Consider the following 17,105-nt stretch of genomic DNA (forward strand, 5'->3'; position numbering starts at 1 on the left):
AAGCGGGTTAAACGGGCTAGCGCTTGTTTAACCCGCCTTTATTTTTTCAATATAATCCCCTTCATATTGTCCCCGTCCAGATAAACATCGAATTCCCCCTCATAAATCCAAACCGCCCTGTGGCCGGTGGCTTTTCTCGATGCATTCCGGAACCAGTCAAAATTGATTATATTGGTCTCGATGCTGTCGAAAACCGGTATGTAGAGGATACCGTCCAGCTCCAAATTGGCGAAAAAATGGGTGCCGTAAGAAAGCTCCGGTGTGAATCTCTTCCTCTGGATGCCCACTTCAATAAGCACGCCGCAGTTGCATATCTCATTGTAGTTTACGGGGACACCCTGCACCGGATTACTGGAACCCCACCGTCCCGGCCCCACCAGGATATATCTTTCACCGGCCAGCGTTTCGTTCACCCTGCCCACTTCCCTGGCGATGGCGTATTTATCAGGGCTTTTGTGGAATTCGTCATGGTCGACGTACACCAGGTATTTGATGCCCTGCACCATACCGTTGGTCAACATCCGGTCGCCGGCAAGGATGATATCCTCCTTCTTTATTTTTTCGGGAATCCTAACCTTCCGGTACTCTTCCAAGCTTGACAGGGGCCTCACCTGAATAAGGGCGAACCTGGGGTCTTCCGGCTCATAAGCCCATTCCACATCCACCGCGATCCCCATAGCGTCTTCGAGCACCGAAAAAAGATATTTCATCAAACTGAAAAATCGCGGTTTATAAGCCGGGAATCTGTCGAATGTAAATATGAGCTTTTCACCCGCGCTGAGAGAGGTTATGACTGGAGGAATGTCTTTTATCATGTTTTCGGCTGCGGAATACAGGGAACACAACCTGTTGAAACTCCTGTGATAAGGTATCAGGTCAAGCCTCTCATTGATATTATACGATTCTAACTTCCCCGTCTTCAGATTGAGCATGTCAAAGGTCTCCTGAGAATACTTGGCTATTTCCTGAGCGTTGTTGCCTTCGGGCCTTAACTCCAGGTTTGTCAGAGAAAAGGTCCTGGCATATCCCCTTCCGGTGCTCCTGGTGCCGAGCCCGAACACCATGCGGACGACCCCGTCTTCCTTTCTTATCCTCTCGGTAAAACGCCGGTAGTTCTGCGAAAAACCTACGCCTGCTATTTCCGGGTAAAAGCCGTCACCCCTCTGTTTTCCGAAGAGTTCCTGAATAATAACCGCCATCTTTTCGTCTTCGAGCCCGTGCTTTTTTCTGTAAACCACCGAGTTTTTACCGAAGGTGCTGGCGTAGACCTGTTTTATGGCATCGGTAAGCTTTTGCAGTCTCTCCTTTTCGCTGCCTCTGTTGGATATAAACGTGGTAAAATACTTACCCGCAAAGGAATATTTGACACTGTCCTCCAGCATCGAAGATGACCTTATAGCCAGCGGACAGTTCATAACGCTCAATACCCGTTTCAGAAAATCATTTACATAATCGGAAAAATTCCCTTCCATGATCGCTCTCTGGGTCCTCTCGAGATCCTGGGATGATTCCTCTAAAATTTTATAAATGCCATTTTTTTCTAAAAATTCTTCGTACACGCTGGTCGCGATAAAATAGCTCTGAGGGAACATCACATTTGTTAAAATCTCATCGCTTTTTCCCTGCAGAATTATCTTTGAATAGAGAAAACCTTTAGCCTTTCCGCCTATGGTGCCATCACCAAGGGTTCTCCGTTTAACCCCCTCGATTTGAAGCGGATCGAAAGCTATATATTCTTTGAGCTTATCCTTCCTTTGTTTTGTCATTTAAACCACCTCCTACAATTTAAAGTACATATAAAGTTTTTGGAATGCGAATATATATCCATCACCGGGGCAATCGCAATGGCCGATCCAAGACTTCAGGATCCCTTCACGGGGTTTTGTAATGGTCCCATGAAGCCGAAAGGTTGCAGCGGGCTATGTAGAGATCCCTGATAGCTGAAGCGTAGGTCATTGCGGGCTCTTACTTTTTTATTAAGAGCGTAGCTGTGAAATAAGCCGCCCGATCATGGGTAGCAGCGCAAGGCCTTTATACATCAAAAAAGTATAAAAAGCTGCCCATAAAAAATCTCCGAGAAAACTATAAATCACATAGACCCTGAAATCGATCCCGATGATCCCCGAGGCCCAGACAGCCGGTGTTCGGGGAATGCCTATCAGGCGGCTGCCCACGATTACAAGGCCGCCGTAGCGCCTGTACCACTCCTTTATCCGGTCAAAACCTTCCCGCCATAGCTTGATTTTTTTCCCGTACCTGTCGAAAAAAGGTTTCCCTTTTTTCCGGCCGGCATAATACGCGAGCACGTTTCCCAAGAGGTTCCCCAGAGCCATGGTGAGTACCGCTTTCCAGAAAGAGATTTTACCTTTTTTTATGAGGAAGGCCGCCGCCAGAAAAACCACCTGTACCGGCGCGGGCATGCCTGTGCCTTCGAAGGCCAGTATCGAGAATATGGCGACGTAACCGTAATCGAGCACAGCCTCATATAACTCAGATCCAAGGGTGTTCATGGCTACCACCATAAAATTTTATTTATTTCCGTTTTTTTATTTTCCCTTTTTTTAAATAAACTATAAAAAATTGGGGTAAAACATTCTCCAATAATCCAAAAATTGCACCCGTCGCTCCGGTATGTTAACATTGATTTAGAAAGGAGAGTGCAAAAGTGAAAGACGGCTCATTCATCACTCTAGGCATCGAGACCTCCTGCGACGAGACCTCGGCGGCGGTAGTGACGGACGGCAGGAATATCCTTTCCAATATCATACTCTCGCAGACTGAATGGCACGAGAGATTCGGCGGCGTCGTGCCCGAGATCGCTTCACGAAAGCATCTGGAGTCGATCTGCGCCGTCGTCGAAAAGGCCCTGCTGGAAGCCGGCGTAGGGTTCAAAGACGTGGACCTGGTGGCAGTCACCAACGGTCCGGGCCTCATAGGAGCCCTGCTGGTGGGGGTGTCCTACGCAAAAGCCGTGGCCTACGCGATAAAGAAACCCCTCATAGGTGTAAACCACATAGAGGGGCACATTTACGCCAACTTCCTTGAAAACGATTTTGAACCTCCCTTCGTTTGCCTGGTGGTTTCGGGAGGACACACGCACCTTATACACATGCGGGATCACGGGCTATACGAAGTGCTGGGCAGAACACTGGACGATGCTGCGGGCGAAGCCTTCGATAAAATAGCTCGGGCCCTGGGCCTGGGTTATCCCGGCGGGCCGCTGATCGATAAAATCGCCAAATCCGGCGACGAAAACGCCATCGCGTTTCCGGTGGCACACATAAAGGACGGCGCCCTGGATTTCAGCTTCAGCGGGCTCAAGTCGGCGGTGTTAAACTTCCTCAACAACAGCAGGCAAAGGGGTGTCCAGGTAAAAGTAGAAGATGTGGCGGCCAGTTTCCAGAAAGCGGTAGTAACTGCCCTGGTGGAAAACACCCTGGAAGCGGCAAAGCGGGTGAATTCGAAGGTTATAGCGCTGGCGGGAGGGGTCGCGGCCAACAGCCGCCTTAGAGGGGAACTGCTGAATAGGACCGGCGGTGACCTGGAGGTCCGCTTCCCACCGGTCAAACTCTGCACCGACAACGCCGCCATGATAGCGTGCGCAGGCTACTACAGGTACAAGCAGGGGTTCTCCTCGGATCTTTTTCTTGACGCCTATGCAAACTTGAGGCTTTTTTGATGATCTTGTGGAAAATAAATCTGGGGATATTGTGAATAAGTTGGGTACAAGGGACGGTTTTTAAGTTTTTTCTGTGGATAACTCTGTGGATATGTGGAAAAATTTACTTTTCTAACAAATCCGCCCACATTATGACCGCATCTTCCCGGTTATCGGAATAATAGCCGGGCCTTATGCCCATGGGCTCAAACCCCAGCTTTGAATATAGGTTCTGGGCAACGTAGTTGCTCTTTCTCACTTCAAGGGTCATCCTGCGGGCGCCGCTCCCCCGGGCAATATCCATTAGAGACCTCATCAGGAGTTCCCCTATTCCCCTTCCCCGGTACTCGGGCAAGACGGCCACATTGGTCACGTGGGCTTCGTCTACAACCAGCCACATCCCGGCATAACCCACTACGCTGCCGTTAAACTTTGCCACTATGTAGGTGGAAAAATGGTTGTCCGTCAGCTCCGCGGCAAAGGCGTTTCTGGACCAGGGGTTGGTAAAGCTTAGCTTTTCTATCTCTATCACCCGGTCCAGATCTTCCAGCTTCATCAGCTCAATGGTAACCTTTTCCCGTTCAGCATTTTCCATATTTCTCCTCCCATTTCTCCTCCGCATGCGATTTCCTCATGTAAAAGGGTTTGATGGAAAAACAGTTGCAGGTCTTGCCGCTAAGAAAATCATTTAGCCCCGCCGCAGCCACCGAAGAAGCCCTGGGCATGGCAAAGATCCGGTGGGCAACGGTGATTTTCTCCCCCGCAGTCAGTCCTTCCGGCAGCGCGGAAGTCACAAGGCCCGCACCGTCTCCAACCAGAATCGTCCTGCTATTCAGTTCCAGCAGGCGTTCTATCAACCTTTCCACCCTTATGACTTCATAATCCCAAAGACGCTTCAGCTCCCCCTCTTCCCAGCGGTAGAGGCAGGTATAAACCTCTCCCCTCTGGGCATCGACAACGGGGCATATGAGGTCACCGCAGTGCATCAAATTGTACGCCAGGGCATCCAGGGTATTAACCCCCACGAGAGGTATATTGCAAACGTGAGAAAGCCCCTGGGCGCAGGCCATTCCTATCCTGATACCCGTAAAGGACCCAGGCCCTACAGCCACCGCTACGGCGCCCAGCTCCTTCAATTCCGTATCGGCATCGGTAAGCAGCCTGTCTATCATTGAAATAAGTTTTTCCAGGTGGGTATGCCGGTTGTTCAGGACGTATTCGGCCACCAGCCTTTCCTCGGAAAGCAGCGCTGCTGTAGCCACCGTGGAAGATGTATCTATTCCCAGAATCTTCATTGCCGCTTCAACTCCCGTATTATTTTTTCGTACCGCCCGTCCGTTGCCGTAAAGGTTATTCTCCTCCTTTTATAGTCCAGGATTTCGAATTCTATCCAGAGCACTTCCGGCGGCAGGATATCCGTCACCTTATCGGCCCATTCCATCACCACTACATGGCTTTTAAGATAATCCCTGAACCCTATGTCTTCCAGTTCAACGGCGTCCAAAAGCCGGTAAACGTCCATGTGAGCCAGGGGTATATCGCCCCCGTACTCGTTTATTATCGTAAAAGTGGGGCTCGTCACGTAATCGATGGAACCCAGCCCTCTTGCAATACCCCTGGTAAAGGCCGTTTTACCCGCACCAAGGTCTCCTTTTAGAGCCACGCAGTCCCCGGGCGAAAGCAGTTTACCCAGGGCTTCGCCCAGCTTTTCGGTTTCCGTCACACCGTTTGTTTCAAAAATCGCTTTCATTTCCCTCATTCTTTCTCCATTCGTATTATTGTGTTACATATACATTATATCGCAAAATGCCTGATGGTAAAAACAGATAAATTTGTTTAACACACAAGTAAAAAAGCTGTCCCAAAATTGATATGCTCCCCTTGTAGTAGACAGAGGGGTGCATGACACCAATGGAGTATCGCAACTATCTTGCCGGTATGCAGCATAAAGAAAGCACCAATCATTTTGGATTGGTGCCTTACGTGGAATTTTTATTATTTCCACTGTCTACTTGACAGGGGACAGTCCAGCACGCGCCTAGGGACAGCCCTTTTATTTACCGTGACTTTATATATGCAATATCGGCGAAACTCTTTTGTAGATCAGCATTGTGATTATCGTCAGTATTAAGCCTTTTATGAGGTTGAAGGGCACGATGCTGTATACTACCAGCGTCTTGAGGTCTACCACTCTGGAGTTGACGCTGCTGCCCATACCTACAATTGCTTCCAGGGGTATGTTGAAGACCTTCGCATACAGAGGTAAAAAAACGTAGTAATTGGCCAGGGCCATGCCCAGGGTCATTATGACCGTACCAAACACCATTCCGAGTATAGCATTCGTCCGGGTCTTCCTCACCGAGTACAGCAGGGCCGCCGGCACCACAAAAAGTGTGCCCGTAAGCAGGTTGGCGATTTCTCCCACAAAAGCGGTCTGGTTCTTGAAAATGGCGTGCAGGATATTCTTGAGCACCTCCACCGCCACCGCCGCCCAGGGCCCTACCCCGAAACCGGCGAGCAGTGCCGGCAGGTCGCTCAGGTCCATCTTCAAAAATTCGGGAAATAGCGGCAGCGGAAACTCAAGATAGGTCATTATCAAAAAGGCCATCACTCCGAGCACCGCAACCTTAGCAATATTTCTGGTTTCGCGCCATGTCGCTGCTCCGGACTGGTTTAATGCATCCATACTTACACCTCCTGTAAAATTTGAAACCCCGGGACAAACCCCCGGGGCTTAATCTCACATCGCCACTATCGCCTTCTCCCATCCGGACTTTAACCGTCGGCCCCGGATTTTCACCGGGTCAACCCCTTTAAAGGGCTCGCGGGCTCGCCATAAAGGCTCACCGCCGGTCGGGAATTTCACCCTGCCCCGAAGGCTTGATCCTTCGATCTTATTAAATTCTGTAGATTAGTATACCACATAATTCTTTCAGATTCAAGTGAAAAAAGCGACTATTGTTGTTGAATCCTCAGAGCTATTGTTATACTTCATTCATAGAGAGGACGGATTGGGATCTTTTCCCTATAAGTAGTAAAGCTCGTGTCCACCAAACTGATTCCTTAGGACAGCTACAATTTTGCCTGAGAATGTATCATTTTCTAACGATCTGTATCTCATAAATAAGGATAGTGCGATGATAGGTACAGGAATACCCTTTTCCAAAGCTGTTTCTACAGCCCATTGAGCTTCTCCAGTCGATTTCATAATACCCTTAATATTTGTTAACTTATTGTCCTTAGATAGGGCATCATACAATAACTCTATCAACCAGCTTCTGATAACAGAACCATGATTCCAAACTTTTGCCACTTTATCCAATTTAAAGTCGAATTCACTTTTATATAACATTTCAAATCCTTCTGCGATTGATTGCATCATACCATATTCTATGGCGTTATGTACCATCTTACAAAAATGTCCGCTTCCAGCTCTTCCAGTATATAAATAGCCATCTTCTACAGAGATATCTTTAAAAATTTTCTCGCAAGTTTCAAATACATCTTTATCTCCACCTACCATTGCACAAATTCCATTTAGCGCTCCACTTACGCCGCCACTTATTCCACAATCTAAAAAATTAATATTCAACCTCTTGAGCATTTCATACTTTGCAATCGAATCTTTATAATGCGAGTTACCACCATCTATTATGATATCGTTTTCATCTAAATATTTAACTAATTCATTTATAACATTATTGGTGGGTTCTCCAGCTGGTAGTAATAAAAATATCTTTCTTGTTTTATTTAATTTACTAACTAAATCTTGAATACTTTCGGCAAAAATTGCTCCTTTTTTGTCTAAACCCTTTAATTTTTCTTTGTCGATGTCATATATAACTGTTGTATATCCTTTTGACAATAAGTTAAGTGTAAGATTATATCCCATTTTACCAATTCCTATTAATCCTATCTCCATTTTTCAACCCCCATACATTAAATTAAATGTGATAAATAAATTAAGCATCGCATTTCTAAAATTGTACCTGCCAATGAGTTAAACTTGATTTACTAAATTTACAAACTCGATAGCCCTTTCGGTTATTTTATCAAACATACCTTTTGCTATAAGATCTCTATCTACTAATGCTCCTCCTAATGACACGCCTGTTGCACCCGCTAAAATAAAGTCTTTAATATTATTTTTATTAATCCCTCCTGTAACAAAAATAGGTATATGTTTAAGTGGTCCTAAAATTTCTTTAATATATTGAGGTCCGAATACACCGGCAGGGAAAACTTTAATGAAATCCGCTCCTGCCTCATAACCTGTTAAAATTTCTGTGGGTGTTGTAGCCCCGGGAATTACAGGTATACCATATCTATTGCACAATTTTATTACATCTAGCTTCATAACCGGTGTAAATATAAACTTCGCACCTGCTAAAATAGCAGCCCTTGCCGTTTCCGCATCCAATACTGTTCCAGCTCCAACAAAATATTTATTGCCTTTACTCAATTCTTTAATTACATCTAGAGCCCCAGGAGCCTCAACGGTTATTTCTAAAGCCTCAATACCTCCTTTTTTTAAGGCATCGGCTAAAGAAAATATTGTGTTTATATCACTATTTCTAATTACAGCTGTTATTTTAAGTTTTTTAAGTTTCTCAATAATTTCATGCTTTTTCATTTGTATCCTCTCCAATAAGTTTTATTTCTTATTCTCATAAAGATATTTGGGCTCCATATCTTCCAATACACTAATAAGCCCTTCTACCGCCATAATTGCCATCCTCTCCGAGGCTTCTATAGTAGCTGCCCCGCAGTGGGGTGATAAAATTAAATTATCCAATTCAAACAGTTTGCTATTTAATGGTGGCTCTTCTTCGAAAACATCTAATGCTGCTCCTGCTATTTTTTTGTTTTTCAAAGCGTTATATAGTACAGCCTCGTTTATAATTCCACCCCGAGAAGTATTAATTATATATGCAGTGTTTTTCATGAGATTAAATTCCTCTTCGTCGACAAAATGATATGTTTCCTTATTTAGCGGTAAATGTAATGTTATAAAATCTGCTTCTTCAAATAATGTCTTTTTATCAACATATTTTACACCTAGTTTATTTGCAAAATCATAATCAGGGTATTTATCATAAGCTAATATTCTCATATCAAAACCTGTAGCTCTTTTGGCAACACTCCTACCAATATTTCCTGTACCGACGATCCCTAAAGTCTTACCATAAACTTCACAGCCAATTATCTTTTCCCATTTGTTGCTCCTCACTATATTATCTAACTTAATAACATTTCTGCTTAAACACAGCATCAGAGAAAAGGTTAAATCTGCTACAGATTCTGTGTTTGCACCAGGGGTATAAGTAATTTTTACTCCTAACTTGTCAGCTTCTTCAATATCTATATTATCTACCCCAACTCCATACTTCGTTATGACCTTCAGCTTTTTTGCATTTTTTAATACATTACTCGTTATTTTGTCTAAACCTACAATAATGCCATCAACATCCCTTATTATTTTAATCAATTCAGATTCTTCATACGGTTTCCCTGAGTTATTTATCAAAATTTCATAATCGTATTTTTTTAGCATTTCAAATGGAACATTACTTGTCTTGCCAAAAGATCTCGGTGTTATTAATACTTTCTTCCTCATTTCGAGCCTCCATTTTTCTCTACTTTATTCTTCAAAGTCTATGTCATACTCCTTTGCTATCTTTATTACTTCCTCATACGTTTGGTCGTTTATAGGAACTCCATTTTTTAAACGTTCTTCTATTCTCCTTAGTTCTGGTTCACCGGGGAACATAATTTCATTATTATCATCTGATTTTGGAACAGATTTCATTTTTTCTATATAACGAGTAATTTTCTCATTATATTCATTGATTGGCATTAATTCGCTGATGTTTATCGCTATAAATACTATGCCTAAATCCTGACCACGATCTAATGCATTATGAAGCGATCCCACATCAGGGCCCCATGATGAACCTGTTAATAGACCGGCTATTATATCAATCAACATTGCAAGTCCAAATCCCTTATAGCCACCTAACGGATATAGTGTCCCTTTTAAAGCTTCTTTAGGGTCAGTTGTAGGTTTGCCATCTGCATTAAGAGCCCAATTATCCGGGATTTTATTACCTTTAGATAATTCAACATAAATTTTCCCTTTTGCCACAGTTGAAGTTGCCATATCTAAATTTATCACTTGGTCGTTATATGGAATCGTAATACAAAGAGGATTTGTCCCAACAAATTTGACTTTCCCTCCCCACGGTGCCATCGATGCGGGGGCATTTGTCATACCTATGAAGATGCAGCCATTATCTGCTACTATATTTCCATAAAAACCTAATGAACCACAATGGTTTGTCCTCCCTATAAATGCTGCTGCAATTCCGCTTTTCTTTGCTTTATTTAATAAAGGTTCAACCGACTTATATGCCGCGATCTGTCCCATGGTATTATTGCCGTCAATCAATAATAGTGGTATATCTTTATCTAAATTTAAAACGTTTATATCGCCTGATAAATTATACAAACCTAATTTTGCCCTTTTTACATAAATAGGTAAATTGGATATACCGTGCGATTCTATCCCTCTTAAATCAGAATAAATGAGACTTTCCGCTATTATTTTCGCATCTTGTTCTTTAAAACCCGTCTTTTTAAAAATTTCTATTTCCAATTTTTTTAATTTATCTGCATCTATAATCTTCGGCATCGACATCAACCTCTCTATAAGTTTCACATCTCATTTATTTATTCCAAATAGCTTTAAAGCAGCATCTAAGTTAACCCTTTTGCTTTCTGGCAATGTTTGAAAAAAGACCTCAACATTAAAATCATTTGCCAATTCCCACAGCATCTCAGCTTCTTCCTTTTTTAAACTAACACTTGGAATCACAAACTTTTTCTCCGGACTTTTAGCAAGTCCTCCAATATTCAATTTTTTGATAGGCAAACCTTTAACGACGGATTCTTTTACTGTAGCAATATCCTTGTAAAGTAAAATAACTTTGTAAATCCCAAAGTTATCTTTATTCCATAGCGAGATTGCATCATCCACGCTTAATATTTTTGCCGGCAAATTAGACGCGGCAGCTGTCATTAGGTAAATACTTTTCATATATTCATCTTTTACAAGGTTATTGTCTATCACAAAAACAGAATTACATCCAAATCCTTTGGCCCATTTTGTCATGACTTGTCCATGAATTAATCTATCATCCACTCTAGCAAAAAGTATTTCTCCCATCGCTGATCTTTCCTCCCTTTTATAATTTGGATCCTAGCTTTTTGATACCATCCACACTTGATTTATATACAATTTCAATCAATTCTTCCGTATCATATTTATCCCTAGATGATAATATTTCTATCAACATCGGTAAATTAACTCCTGTCAAAATTTTTACATCATAGTTTTTTGAGACTGACAAAGCACTATTTGATGTACTGCCGCCAAATAAATCTACAAGAATAATCGTTTCTTTATTAGCTTTTTGATTCTCTACAACAATTTTTTCAACGTCCATTCGCAATGATTCAATATCATCCCCTAAATTAAGTCCGAGTGTAACCACATCTTTTTGTTCTCCCATTATCAATTCAGCGCTCTTCAATAATTCTCTACTAAAATTCCCATGTGTAATAATCAGTACAGCTTTTTCTTTCATTGGTTCCTCCTCATCTCTTACATTTAAATATTTGAATCGATGTTTTGCCACTTGGCAAAATAAAATTAACCGAAAATACTGCAGAACAAAGGTAAGAGGGAGAAGCAAAGCATCCCCTCTTTTATAATTTCTCAGAGTATACCCAAAAATCCTAACACGCCAAAAATAACTACCAACCACAGAAGTACCTGTATAATCTTCAATCCTTTTCTAGAAAAATACAGGTAAATTGACATTACTACAAACAAAGGTAACATACCGGGTAAGATCTTATCCAATATTTCTTGAAGCACAAACTCTTTCCCAGAAATTGTCCACTTGAGCGGAGTGCTTACATTCACGTATGAAGCTGCGAGAATACCCATCATGAAGGTGCCCAAAACTGATAATGCTTCTATTATGCTTCGTATGCGGCTACCACTTACTATTTCCGCAACTGCAGCACGTCCTAAATTATAGCCCAATCTGGTAAAGTAAAATCCATATAGATACGTTATTGTAACGAATGCAATCCAAGGAACTAAAGCGCCCAAAGGATTTCCTGCTTGTGCCCATGGAAGAGCAAGGGCTATTAAAATATACTGTACAGTTCCAGAATCTATAGCATCTCCTATACCCGCAAGGGGTCCCATCAAACCAACTTTTGTATTATTAATAGCTTCCGAAGTAATGGCTTCATCTTTTTTTCCTTCAGCCAAAGCCTTAGCTCTTTCTTCTTCTAAAGAAATCGTAATTCCGAGTATAGTACCTCCACCCCAGTTACACTGTGTATTAAAAAATAGGAGGTGTCTTCTAAAAGCTTCTCTCAGATCTTCTGACTTCTTATATAATTTCTTTAAAATAGGCATTATAGCCCACAGGAAAGACGGAGCTATCATTGTTTCGTAATTATGGGGAATCTCATTAACAAACCACCAACGAAACCAAGCGCGGTGCAAATCCTTGTTAGTAATTCTTTCAGGATAATCTTTGCTCTTTACATTTGCCTCCATTTTTCATCTACCCTCCTTATAGATTTATTCTTCAATTTGTTGCGGATTGGTTAAGGAAACATACAAATAAGCTGTTATTGTCCCTAAGACTGCGTATGTCACAGTATTCACATTAAGAGGCTTCAGAATTATGGCCATGAAATAAGCAAGAAGGAAAAATACAATAAATTTTCTTTTGCCTATAACAGTAAGTGTCAAAGCTATTCCTAAGGCAGGCAAACCTCCTCCTATGACCGACAACATATGGAATATCTTCCCCGCAGAAACTGTTTTAACTAATGCAGCTATTAGAGGCGTTCCTTTATAAAGAGCAATGAAAATTGTCGGGAAAAAGATGACCAGACTAATGATTATAGGCAGAACGACAATTGAGAAAGTTATACCTCTTTCATTTAGCCGATCTGCATATTTGTTAGCCAAACGAACGACAAAGGTATTAACAAAAAACCTAAAACTATAAAGATAACTACCTAAAAGCCCTATAGGGACGGCTACAGCAATTGCTGCTTCTGGACTTAGGTTGGCCAAAACCGCAACCGGCACTGCTATAGCGGTCGCAACAGCTGGTTCGCTTGGCATTGTACCACCCGGGGCTATTAAACCCATATAAATTAATTGAATTGCAGCAGTAACTGTCATAGCAGCAGGAACATTGTTTAAAACTATACCTACTACCAACCCTGTCATCATAGGAGTAAAGCGGAGCATCAATGTAGAGTATCCAAGAGCACGCGCTTCTACTATCGCTATCCACAGAGCTATTAGAGCCGCTTGTCCAGCACTAAGAGTAACTTGCTGATCCATCTTTACATCCCCCTTAATTATTAAGTTTTAATTTTTATTTTATTTTCGATGCTTTTACTATCCTACTTGCATTCCCACCTCTTTCAGGTTGTAGTTGTATATTAATATTTATAAATATTTGTCTATATTAAGCTTAGGGTCATCAGGTAAAATTTGAAAATAAACAGGTATACCTTTCGCTAAGATACTTTTCAATATCTCTGTTTCCTCGAGTGAGATAAAAATATTTTTTAGTAATAATCTCTTTCCCGGTCCCGCACTCATACCCCCTATATTTATTTCTTTCAATTTAACTTCCGCTTCTATTAGAGAATACATTGTAGAAGGGCTCTTTGCTAACAATATCACCCTTTCTTCACCAACAAATTTTTCCTTCAAGGCATAAATAGCCTCTCTAATGCTAAAAATTTCTGTTTTTATACCTTGAGGAGCTGCCATTTTTATTACTTTGGCAAGAAACACATCATTGGAAACTTCGTCATCGACAATAATAATCTTTTGAGCTTGAGTATAATTTACCCAGGAAGCTATAATTTGCCCGTGAATTAATCTATCATCAATCCTCGCCAGAACAATATCTCTCATAATATCAGCTTCCTTCTTAAGCTATTTCGTAGTCAGAAATAACTTTTCGTAAATCTTTTATTCCGCAGTGTCCCTTCTCAATACAATGCTCTTTTAGCATGCTTAAATTATAATTTTTTCGCATGGTCAATGCTTCTATAATCATAGGCATATTAACACCCGTTATATATTCGACTTTTAGATTATCCTCTAAATCTCTGCTGCCGATAATAGTAACATTTGATGGACTTCCACCATAAAAATCTATAAAAATTAAAACCCCATCACCTTCATCGAGCATTTTAATCGTTTCTAATATATTGTTTTTAAATTCCTCAATATTGTCACCTGGAAAAAGCCCCAAGGCCATTGTTCGCTCTTGATTTCCTACAATAAGTTCTGCACTTTTTAAAAGCTCCTTGCCTAAATTTCCATGTGAAACTATTAAAATTCCTATCATGAAATTACTCCTTACTATCACAACTTTTTCTCTAATATTCTACAAGCAACTTTCATGCCAAGTATTTTGTCATATAAGCGCTAATTATGGCGAAAAAAAAATTAGTGCTATTAATCTAAAGCATTTAGCACTAATGTATGTCAAAAAAAATATCTGTGTTACGATCTTTTTAAATATATGTGTCAACCCTAATAGAAAGTGTGCCATAATATGTGCTAATCATTTCTACTATATACGCAATTTCTGTATCAGGTATTGAAATTCCAAAAACCTCTTCCACTATTTCAAAATGTTTTTTTATAAGCTCAAACTTAACACTTTGATCGTTTTTAATATGATCTAAATTCCTATAAGGCAAACTTTCACCTCTTATAATCCTCTCTATCATACATGAACAATGAAACAAGAATTTTATCAATATTTCTTCGTCTATATCAGCACCAATATCCGATAATATACACTTTAACACACTCTCTAGAATTTTATATGCCTTACTAGGATTTAAAAAGGTCAACGTTTTATCAAGTATATTAATCAAGCTTTTCTTTAAAAATGGCATATCATTTTCAAATTCTATTTGCGTATATTCTATCACTTCATTTTTCTCTTTATTATTGTTAAAAGCAAAACTCAAGCTCATGATTTCTTTCGTTAGTTCGTCAAGAGTCATATCAGGCATTAAAGCTTTTCTTGTAGCTTCAATAACAATAGGCGTACTTACCATATCTATTGTCTTTGTCATAATCCCTGTTCTTTCTGAAATTATCTCAGAAAAAGTTGTAAGGGATCCCATATCCACCAATATAAGTACACCTTTCCCCTTATCTATTTGCTTAACAATGTCAATAGCTTTATTTAATGTAACTTCAACTTTTTCATCAAGAGGCATGTCCAAAGCCTTTGCATGATCTACCCCAAGAAGAACATTTGCCACATTCGCCATTGTGCTTGCCGCATGATCCCCATGCATTATGACTAATACACCTATGTTTTCATCCTTTCTACCTATTCTCAATGCATGCAAAAACATAGCGAGAAACGCCGTTTCGTCTTCGGGTATTTTTACGTATAGCTTTTCTTCCAATTTAGCCTTTATTTCTTCTGCCGCAATATATTCAAACTGGTAATCTTTTGCTATATTTTCTCTATCCGGATGAGATATCACTATGCCCTTTTTTAATCTTTCTAAAAGTGTCGCAATATGAAGCGTTATAGTATAAATTATCCGTTGATCAATGAGTCCTTTAAATTTATCTTTTACATTATTTAAAGCATATTCCACAGCTTCCAAGATATCTGGACTTACAAATTTTAATACCACATCCCGATTTATAGTGTTAGGCTCTGATTCACCGGAAAGCAAATACTTATTAAAATATTCTTTAATCTGATTTTCTATTTTTCTTCTGATTTCCTCAGAAGATAATCCCTCTTCATTATATTTCCTCCAGTTATTTACTATTATCTCATAAAAATCATCTTTTGCCTCATAATTGCCTGCACTCCCAAGAAATTTTTTATTAAATTCATTCATTAGTTCAGTATTATCTCCCTCAAATACAACATCCTTATAATTATTAACCTCTCTTATTATTTCCTCGTTTTTCTTGGCATCCCTTATCCTAAATAATCCTTCTTGAATATGACGGGAAAGTATTGAAAGTTTTACCTCCACTACACCATTCGGAGACATCATATACTCAAGAAAGGCTCCCGCACATATAAGCCGGATGTCATTCTTTAACTGGCCTATATTTCCCGGACAATCGTATAATAGTAAGGCTTTTATAACCTCCTTTGAAACTTTTATAGGCACATTAATACGGCGAGATTCCTCCCAAAAAAATTGATATATAAACATCAGCCGTTCTTTCAACGTACGCATTTCCAAACTCGGAAGTTGTATTACAACGGGAACCCTTCTTAAAAAAGTATGCAATAAAACCGATTGCGGTTCCTCGGTTGTAGCCGCAATTATCCTTACCTTTGCTTTTCTTGTATTTTCCGACTCACCCATTCTCCGATAAATCCCTTTATCCATTAATGTGAAAAGCATTTCCTGACCTTCTGGAGGTAAACGATGTACCTCGTCTAAGAATAAAATTCCCCCATTAGCTTCATCAACAAGACCTCTTTTTTCTTTATCTGCACCAGTAAAAGCTCCTTTTACATAGCCAAACAATTGAGACAGTAATAATTGAGGGTTTTCGGCATAATCCGCGCAATTGAAAATAATAAATGGAGATTTCTCTGGCAGCACTCCTATCTGAATCGCATACTTATACATCGCTTCCGCAAAAGTGGTTTTACCAACACCTGTTGGTCCAACAATTAATGTATGAAGGCCATCTGGAGGATATAGTATTGCAGCTTTAGCTCTTGTTATTTGGTCTTTTAAGCTATCTTGAGCCCCTATGAGGTTGTCAAGACTATTTTCTACATAATTTGTTGTTACATTATTTTCGATTTCTCTCTTTATACCTTTTAATACACCCTTTTCTTTAAGCATTAAAATAAACTTTTTTTGACTCTCTATAACTGTATTAGCAAAATTTATACCCCACTTTTCTTGTAAGTAGATTCTATCTAAATACAAAACCGGTTTACCTTTAATTTTTAGAACTTTTCCTTCTTTTACTAAACTATTAAGTTCTCTGCTTGCATTAGACCGATCAATACCAATTAAATTACCTATGTAACTAGCTTCAAATCCTAATCTGCTATTGTCAACACTCAAGGATAGTGAGGCGGTAAGATCTCTTAATTTTTGATAAATTCTGTCTTTCCTTTTTAAACTTAACATACTTTTCCTCCCCCCTTTCATCAGTCGCTTTTTTTGGAGACCTCGTTTTACAATTTAGCTCAATTTAATATTACATTAATTTCGAATTCTTTATTGAAAAGAGATCAATTTGTAGGCTCAGACCCCCGAACATAGTTTAAACGATATCAAATACTTCATTAAATCTAATTAATAAAAA

At 40.2% G+C, this 17,105-nt stretch carries 18 protein-coding genes and 1 riboswitch; of the genes, 1 reads left to right on the forward strand and 17 read right to left on the reverse strand.

Annotated elements, in window-relative coordinates; genetic code table 11:
• Nucleotides 1–38: 38 nt before the first annotated feature.
• Nucleotides 39–1,766 carry a PEP/pyruvate-binding domain-containing protein gene (locus tag TOCE_RS09505; RefSeq protein ID WP_013276639.1) on the reverse strand — a complete coding sequence of 576 codons (1,728 nt, stop codon included), beginning with the start codon at nucleotides 1,764–1,766 and terminating at the stop codon, nucleotides 39–41.
• A gap of 210 nt (nucleotides 1,767–1,976) precedes the next feature.
• A complete protein-coding gene (locus TOCE_RS09510; protein ID WP_013276640.1) occupies nucleotides 1,977–2,510 on the reverse strand; it encodes a DedA family protein in 534 nt (177 codons plus the stop codon).
• A 155-nt stretch (nucleotides 2,511–2,665) separates the two neighbouring features.
• On the opposite strand from TOCE_RS09510, the gene tsaD reads away from it, so the two are divergent.
• Nucleotides 2,666–3,679 (forward strand): tRNA (adenosine(37)-N6)-threonylcarbamoyltransferase complex transferase subunit TsaD, encoded by a 1,014-nt coding sequence (tsaD, locus tag TOCE_RS09515; RefSeq protein WP_013276641.1) that lies wholly within the window; start codon nucleotides 2,666–2,668, stop codon nucleotides 3,677–3,679.
• A gap of 103 nt (nucleotides 3,680–3,782) precedes the next feature.
• Here the strand turns inward: tsaD and rimI are convergent, their stop codons facing one another.
• From rimI to TOCE_RS09590, 15 genes are all read right to left on the reverse strand, one after another.
• A complete protein-coding gene (rimI, locus tag TOCE_RS09520; RefSeq protein ID WP_013276642.1) occupies nucleotides 3,783–4,253 on the reverse strand; it encodes a ribosomal protein S18-alanine N-acetyltransferase in 471 nt (156 codons plus the stop codon).
• Nucleotides 4,240–4,953: a tRNA (adenosine(37)-N6)-threonylcarbamoyltransferase complex dimerization subunit type 1 TsaB gene (gene tsaB, locus TOCE_RS09525; protein WP_013276643.1), complete on the reverse strand. Its 714-nt coding sequence runs from the start codon at nucleotides 4,951–4,953 to the stop codon at nucleotides 4,240–4,242. The genes rimI and tsaB overlap by 14 nt, the downstream gene beginning before the upstream one ends.
• Complete coding sequence (gene tsaE, locus TOCE_RS09530) at nucleotides 4,950–5,408, reverse strand: tRNA (adenosine(37)-N6)-threonylcarbamoyltransferase complex ATPase subunit type 1 TsaE (RefSeq protein WP_041424235.1); 459 nt, start codon at nucleotides 5,406–5,408, stop codon at nucleotides 4,950–4,952. Before tsaE ends, tsaB begins: the two co-directional genes overlap by 4 nt.
• Nucleotides 5,409–5,726: 318 nt before the next feature.
• A complete protein-coding gene (locus TOCE_RS09535) occupies nucleotides 5,727–6,344 on the reverse strand; it encodes an ECF transporter S component (protein WP_013276645.1) in 618 nt (205 codons plus the stop codon).
• A 66-nt stretch (nucleotides 6,345–6,410) separates the two neighbouring features.
• Nucleotides 6,411–6,542: riboswitch (FMN riboswitch) on the reverse strand.
• A 141-nt stretch (nucleotides 6,543–6,683) separates the two neighbouring features.
• A complete protein-coding gene (gene gnd, locus TOCE_RS09540) occupies nucleotides 6,684–7,580 on the reverse strand; it encodes a phosphogluconate dehydrogenase (NAD(+)-dependent, decarboxylating) (protein WP_013276646.1) in 897 nt (298 codons plus the stop codon).
• 78 nt (nucleotides 7,581–7,658) lie between these two features.
• A complete protein-coding gene (locus tag TOCE_RS09545) occupies nucleotides 7,659–8,291 on the reverse strand; it encodes a bifunctional 4-hydroxy-2-oxoglutarate aldolase/2-dehydro-3-deoxy-phosphogluconate aldolase (RefSeq protein WP_013276647.1) in 633 nt (210 codons plus the stop codon).
• Nucleotides 8,292–8,312: 21 nt separating this feature from the next.
• Nucleotides 8,313–9,275, reverse strand: coding sequence for a phosphoglycerate dehydrogenase (locus tag TOCE_RS09550; protein ID WP_013276648.1), 963 nt, complete (start codon nucleotides 9,273–9,275; stop codon nucleotides 8,313–8,315).
• 24 nt (nucleotides 9,276–9,299) lie between these two features.
• The gene (locus TOCE_RS09555; RefSeq protein ID WP_013276649.1) at nucleotides 9,300–10,349 is read right to left on the reverse strand and encodes an Ldh family oxidoreductase; all 1,050 of its coding nucleotides are present in this window, start codon (nucleotides 10,347–10,349) and stop codon (nucleotides 9,300–9,302) included.
• Between the two features lie 30 nt (nucleotides 10,350–10,379).
• On the reverse strand, nucleotides 10,380–10,883 hold the full coding sequence (locus TOCE_RS09560; protein ID WP_013276650.1) for a PTS sugar transporter subunit IIB: 504 nt from the start codon (nucleotides 10,881–10,883) through the stop codon (nucleotides 10,380–10,382).
• 19 nt (nucleotides 10,884–10,902) lie between these two features.
• Nucleotides 10,903–11,304 carry a PTS sugar transporter subunit IIA gene (locus TOCE_RS09565; RefSeq protein WP_013276651.1) on the reverse strand — a complete coding sequence of 134 codons (402 nt, stop codon included), beginning with the start codon at nucleotides 11,302–11,304 and terminating at the stop codon, nucleotides 10,903–10,905.
• A 131-nt stretch (nucleotides 11,305–11,435) separates the two neighbouring features.
• Nucleotides 11,436–12,296: a PTS system mannose/fructose/sorbose family transporter subunit IID gene (locus TOCE_RS12670; protein ID WP_013276652.1), complete on the reverse strand. Its 861-nt coding sequence runs from the start codon at nucleotides 12,294–12,296 to the stop codon at nucleotides 11,436–11,438.
• A 24-nt stretch (nucleotides 12,297–12,320) separates the two neighbouring features.
• Nucleotides 12,321–13,100: a PTS mannose/fructose/sorbose/N-acetylgalactosamine transporter subunit IIC gene (locus TOCE_RS12675; RefSeq protein WP_013276653.1), complete on the reverse strand. Its 780-nt coding sequence runs from the start codon at nucleotides 13,098–13,100 to the stop codon at nucleotides 12,321–12,323.
• A gap of 108 nt (nucleotides 13,101–13,208) precedes the next feature.
• A complete protein-coding gene (locus tag TOCE_RS09580) occupies nucleotides 13,209–13,685 on the reverse strand; it encodes a PTS sugar transporter subunit IIB (protein WP_013276654.1) in 477 nt (158 codons plus the stop codon).
• A 16-nt stretch (nucleotides 13,686–13,701) separates the two neighbouring features.
• Nucleotides 13,702–14,124: a PTS sugar transporter subunit IIA gene (locus TOCE_RS09585; protein WP_013276655.1), complete on the reverse strand. Its 423-nt coding sequence runs from the start codon at nucleotides 14,122–14,124 to the stop codon at nucleotides 13,702–13,704.
• Nucleotides 14,125–14,293: 169 nt separating this feature from the next.
• Entirely contained in the window at nucleotides 14,294–16,927 is a 2,634-nt protein-coding gene (locus TOCE_RS09590) for a sigma-54-dependent transcriptional regulator (RefSeq protein ID WP_013276656.1), read from the reverse strand.
• Nucleotides 16,928–17,105: the final 178 nt, after the last annotated feature.

This window comes from Thermosediminibacter oceani DSM 16646, assembly GCF_000144645.1.
GTDB lineage: Bacteria > Bacillota > Thermosediminibacteria > Thermosediminibacterales > Thermosediminibacteraceae > Thermosediminibacter > Thermosediminibacter oceani.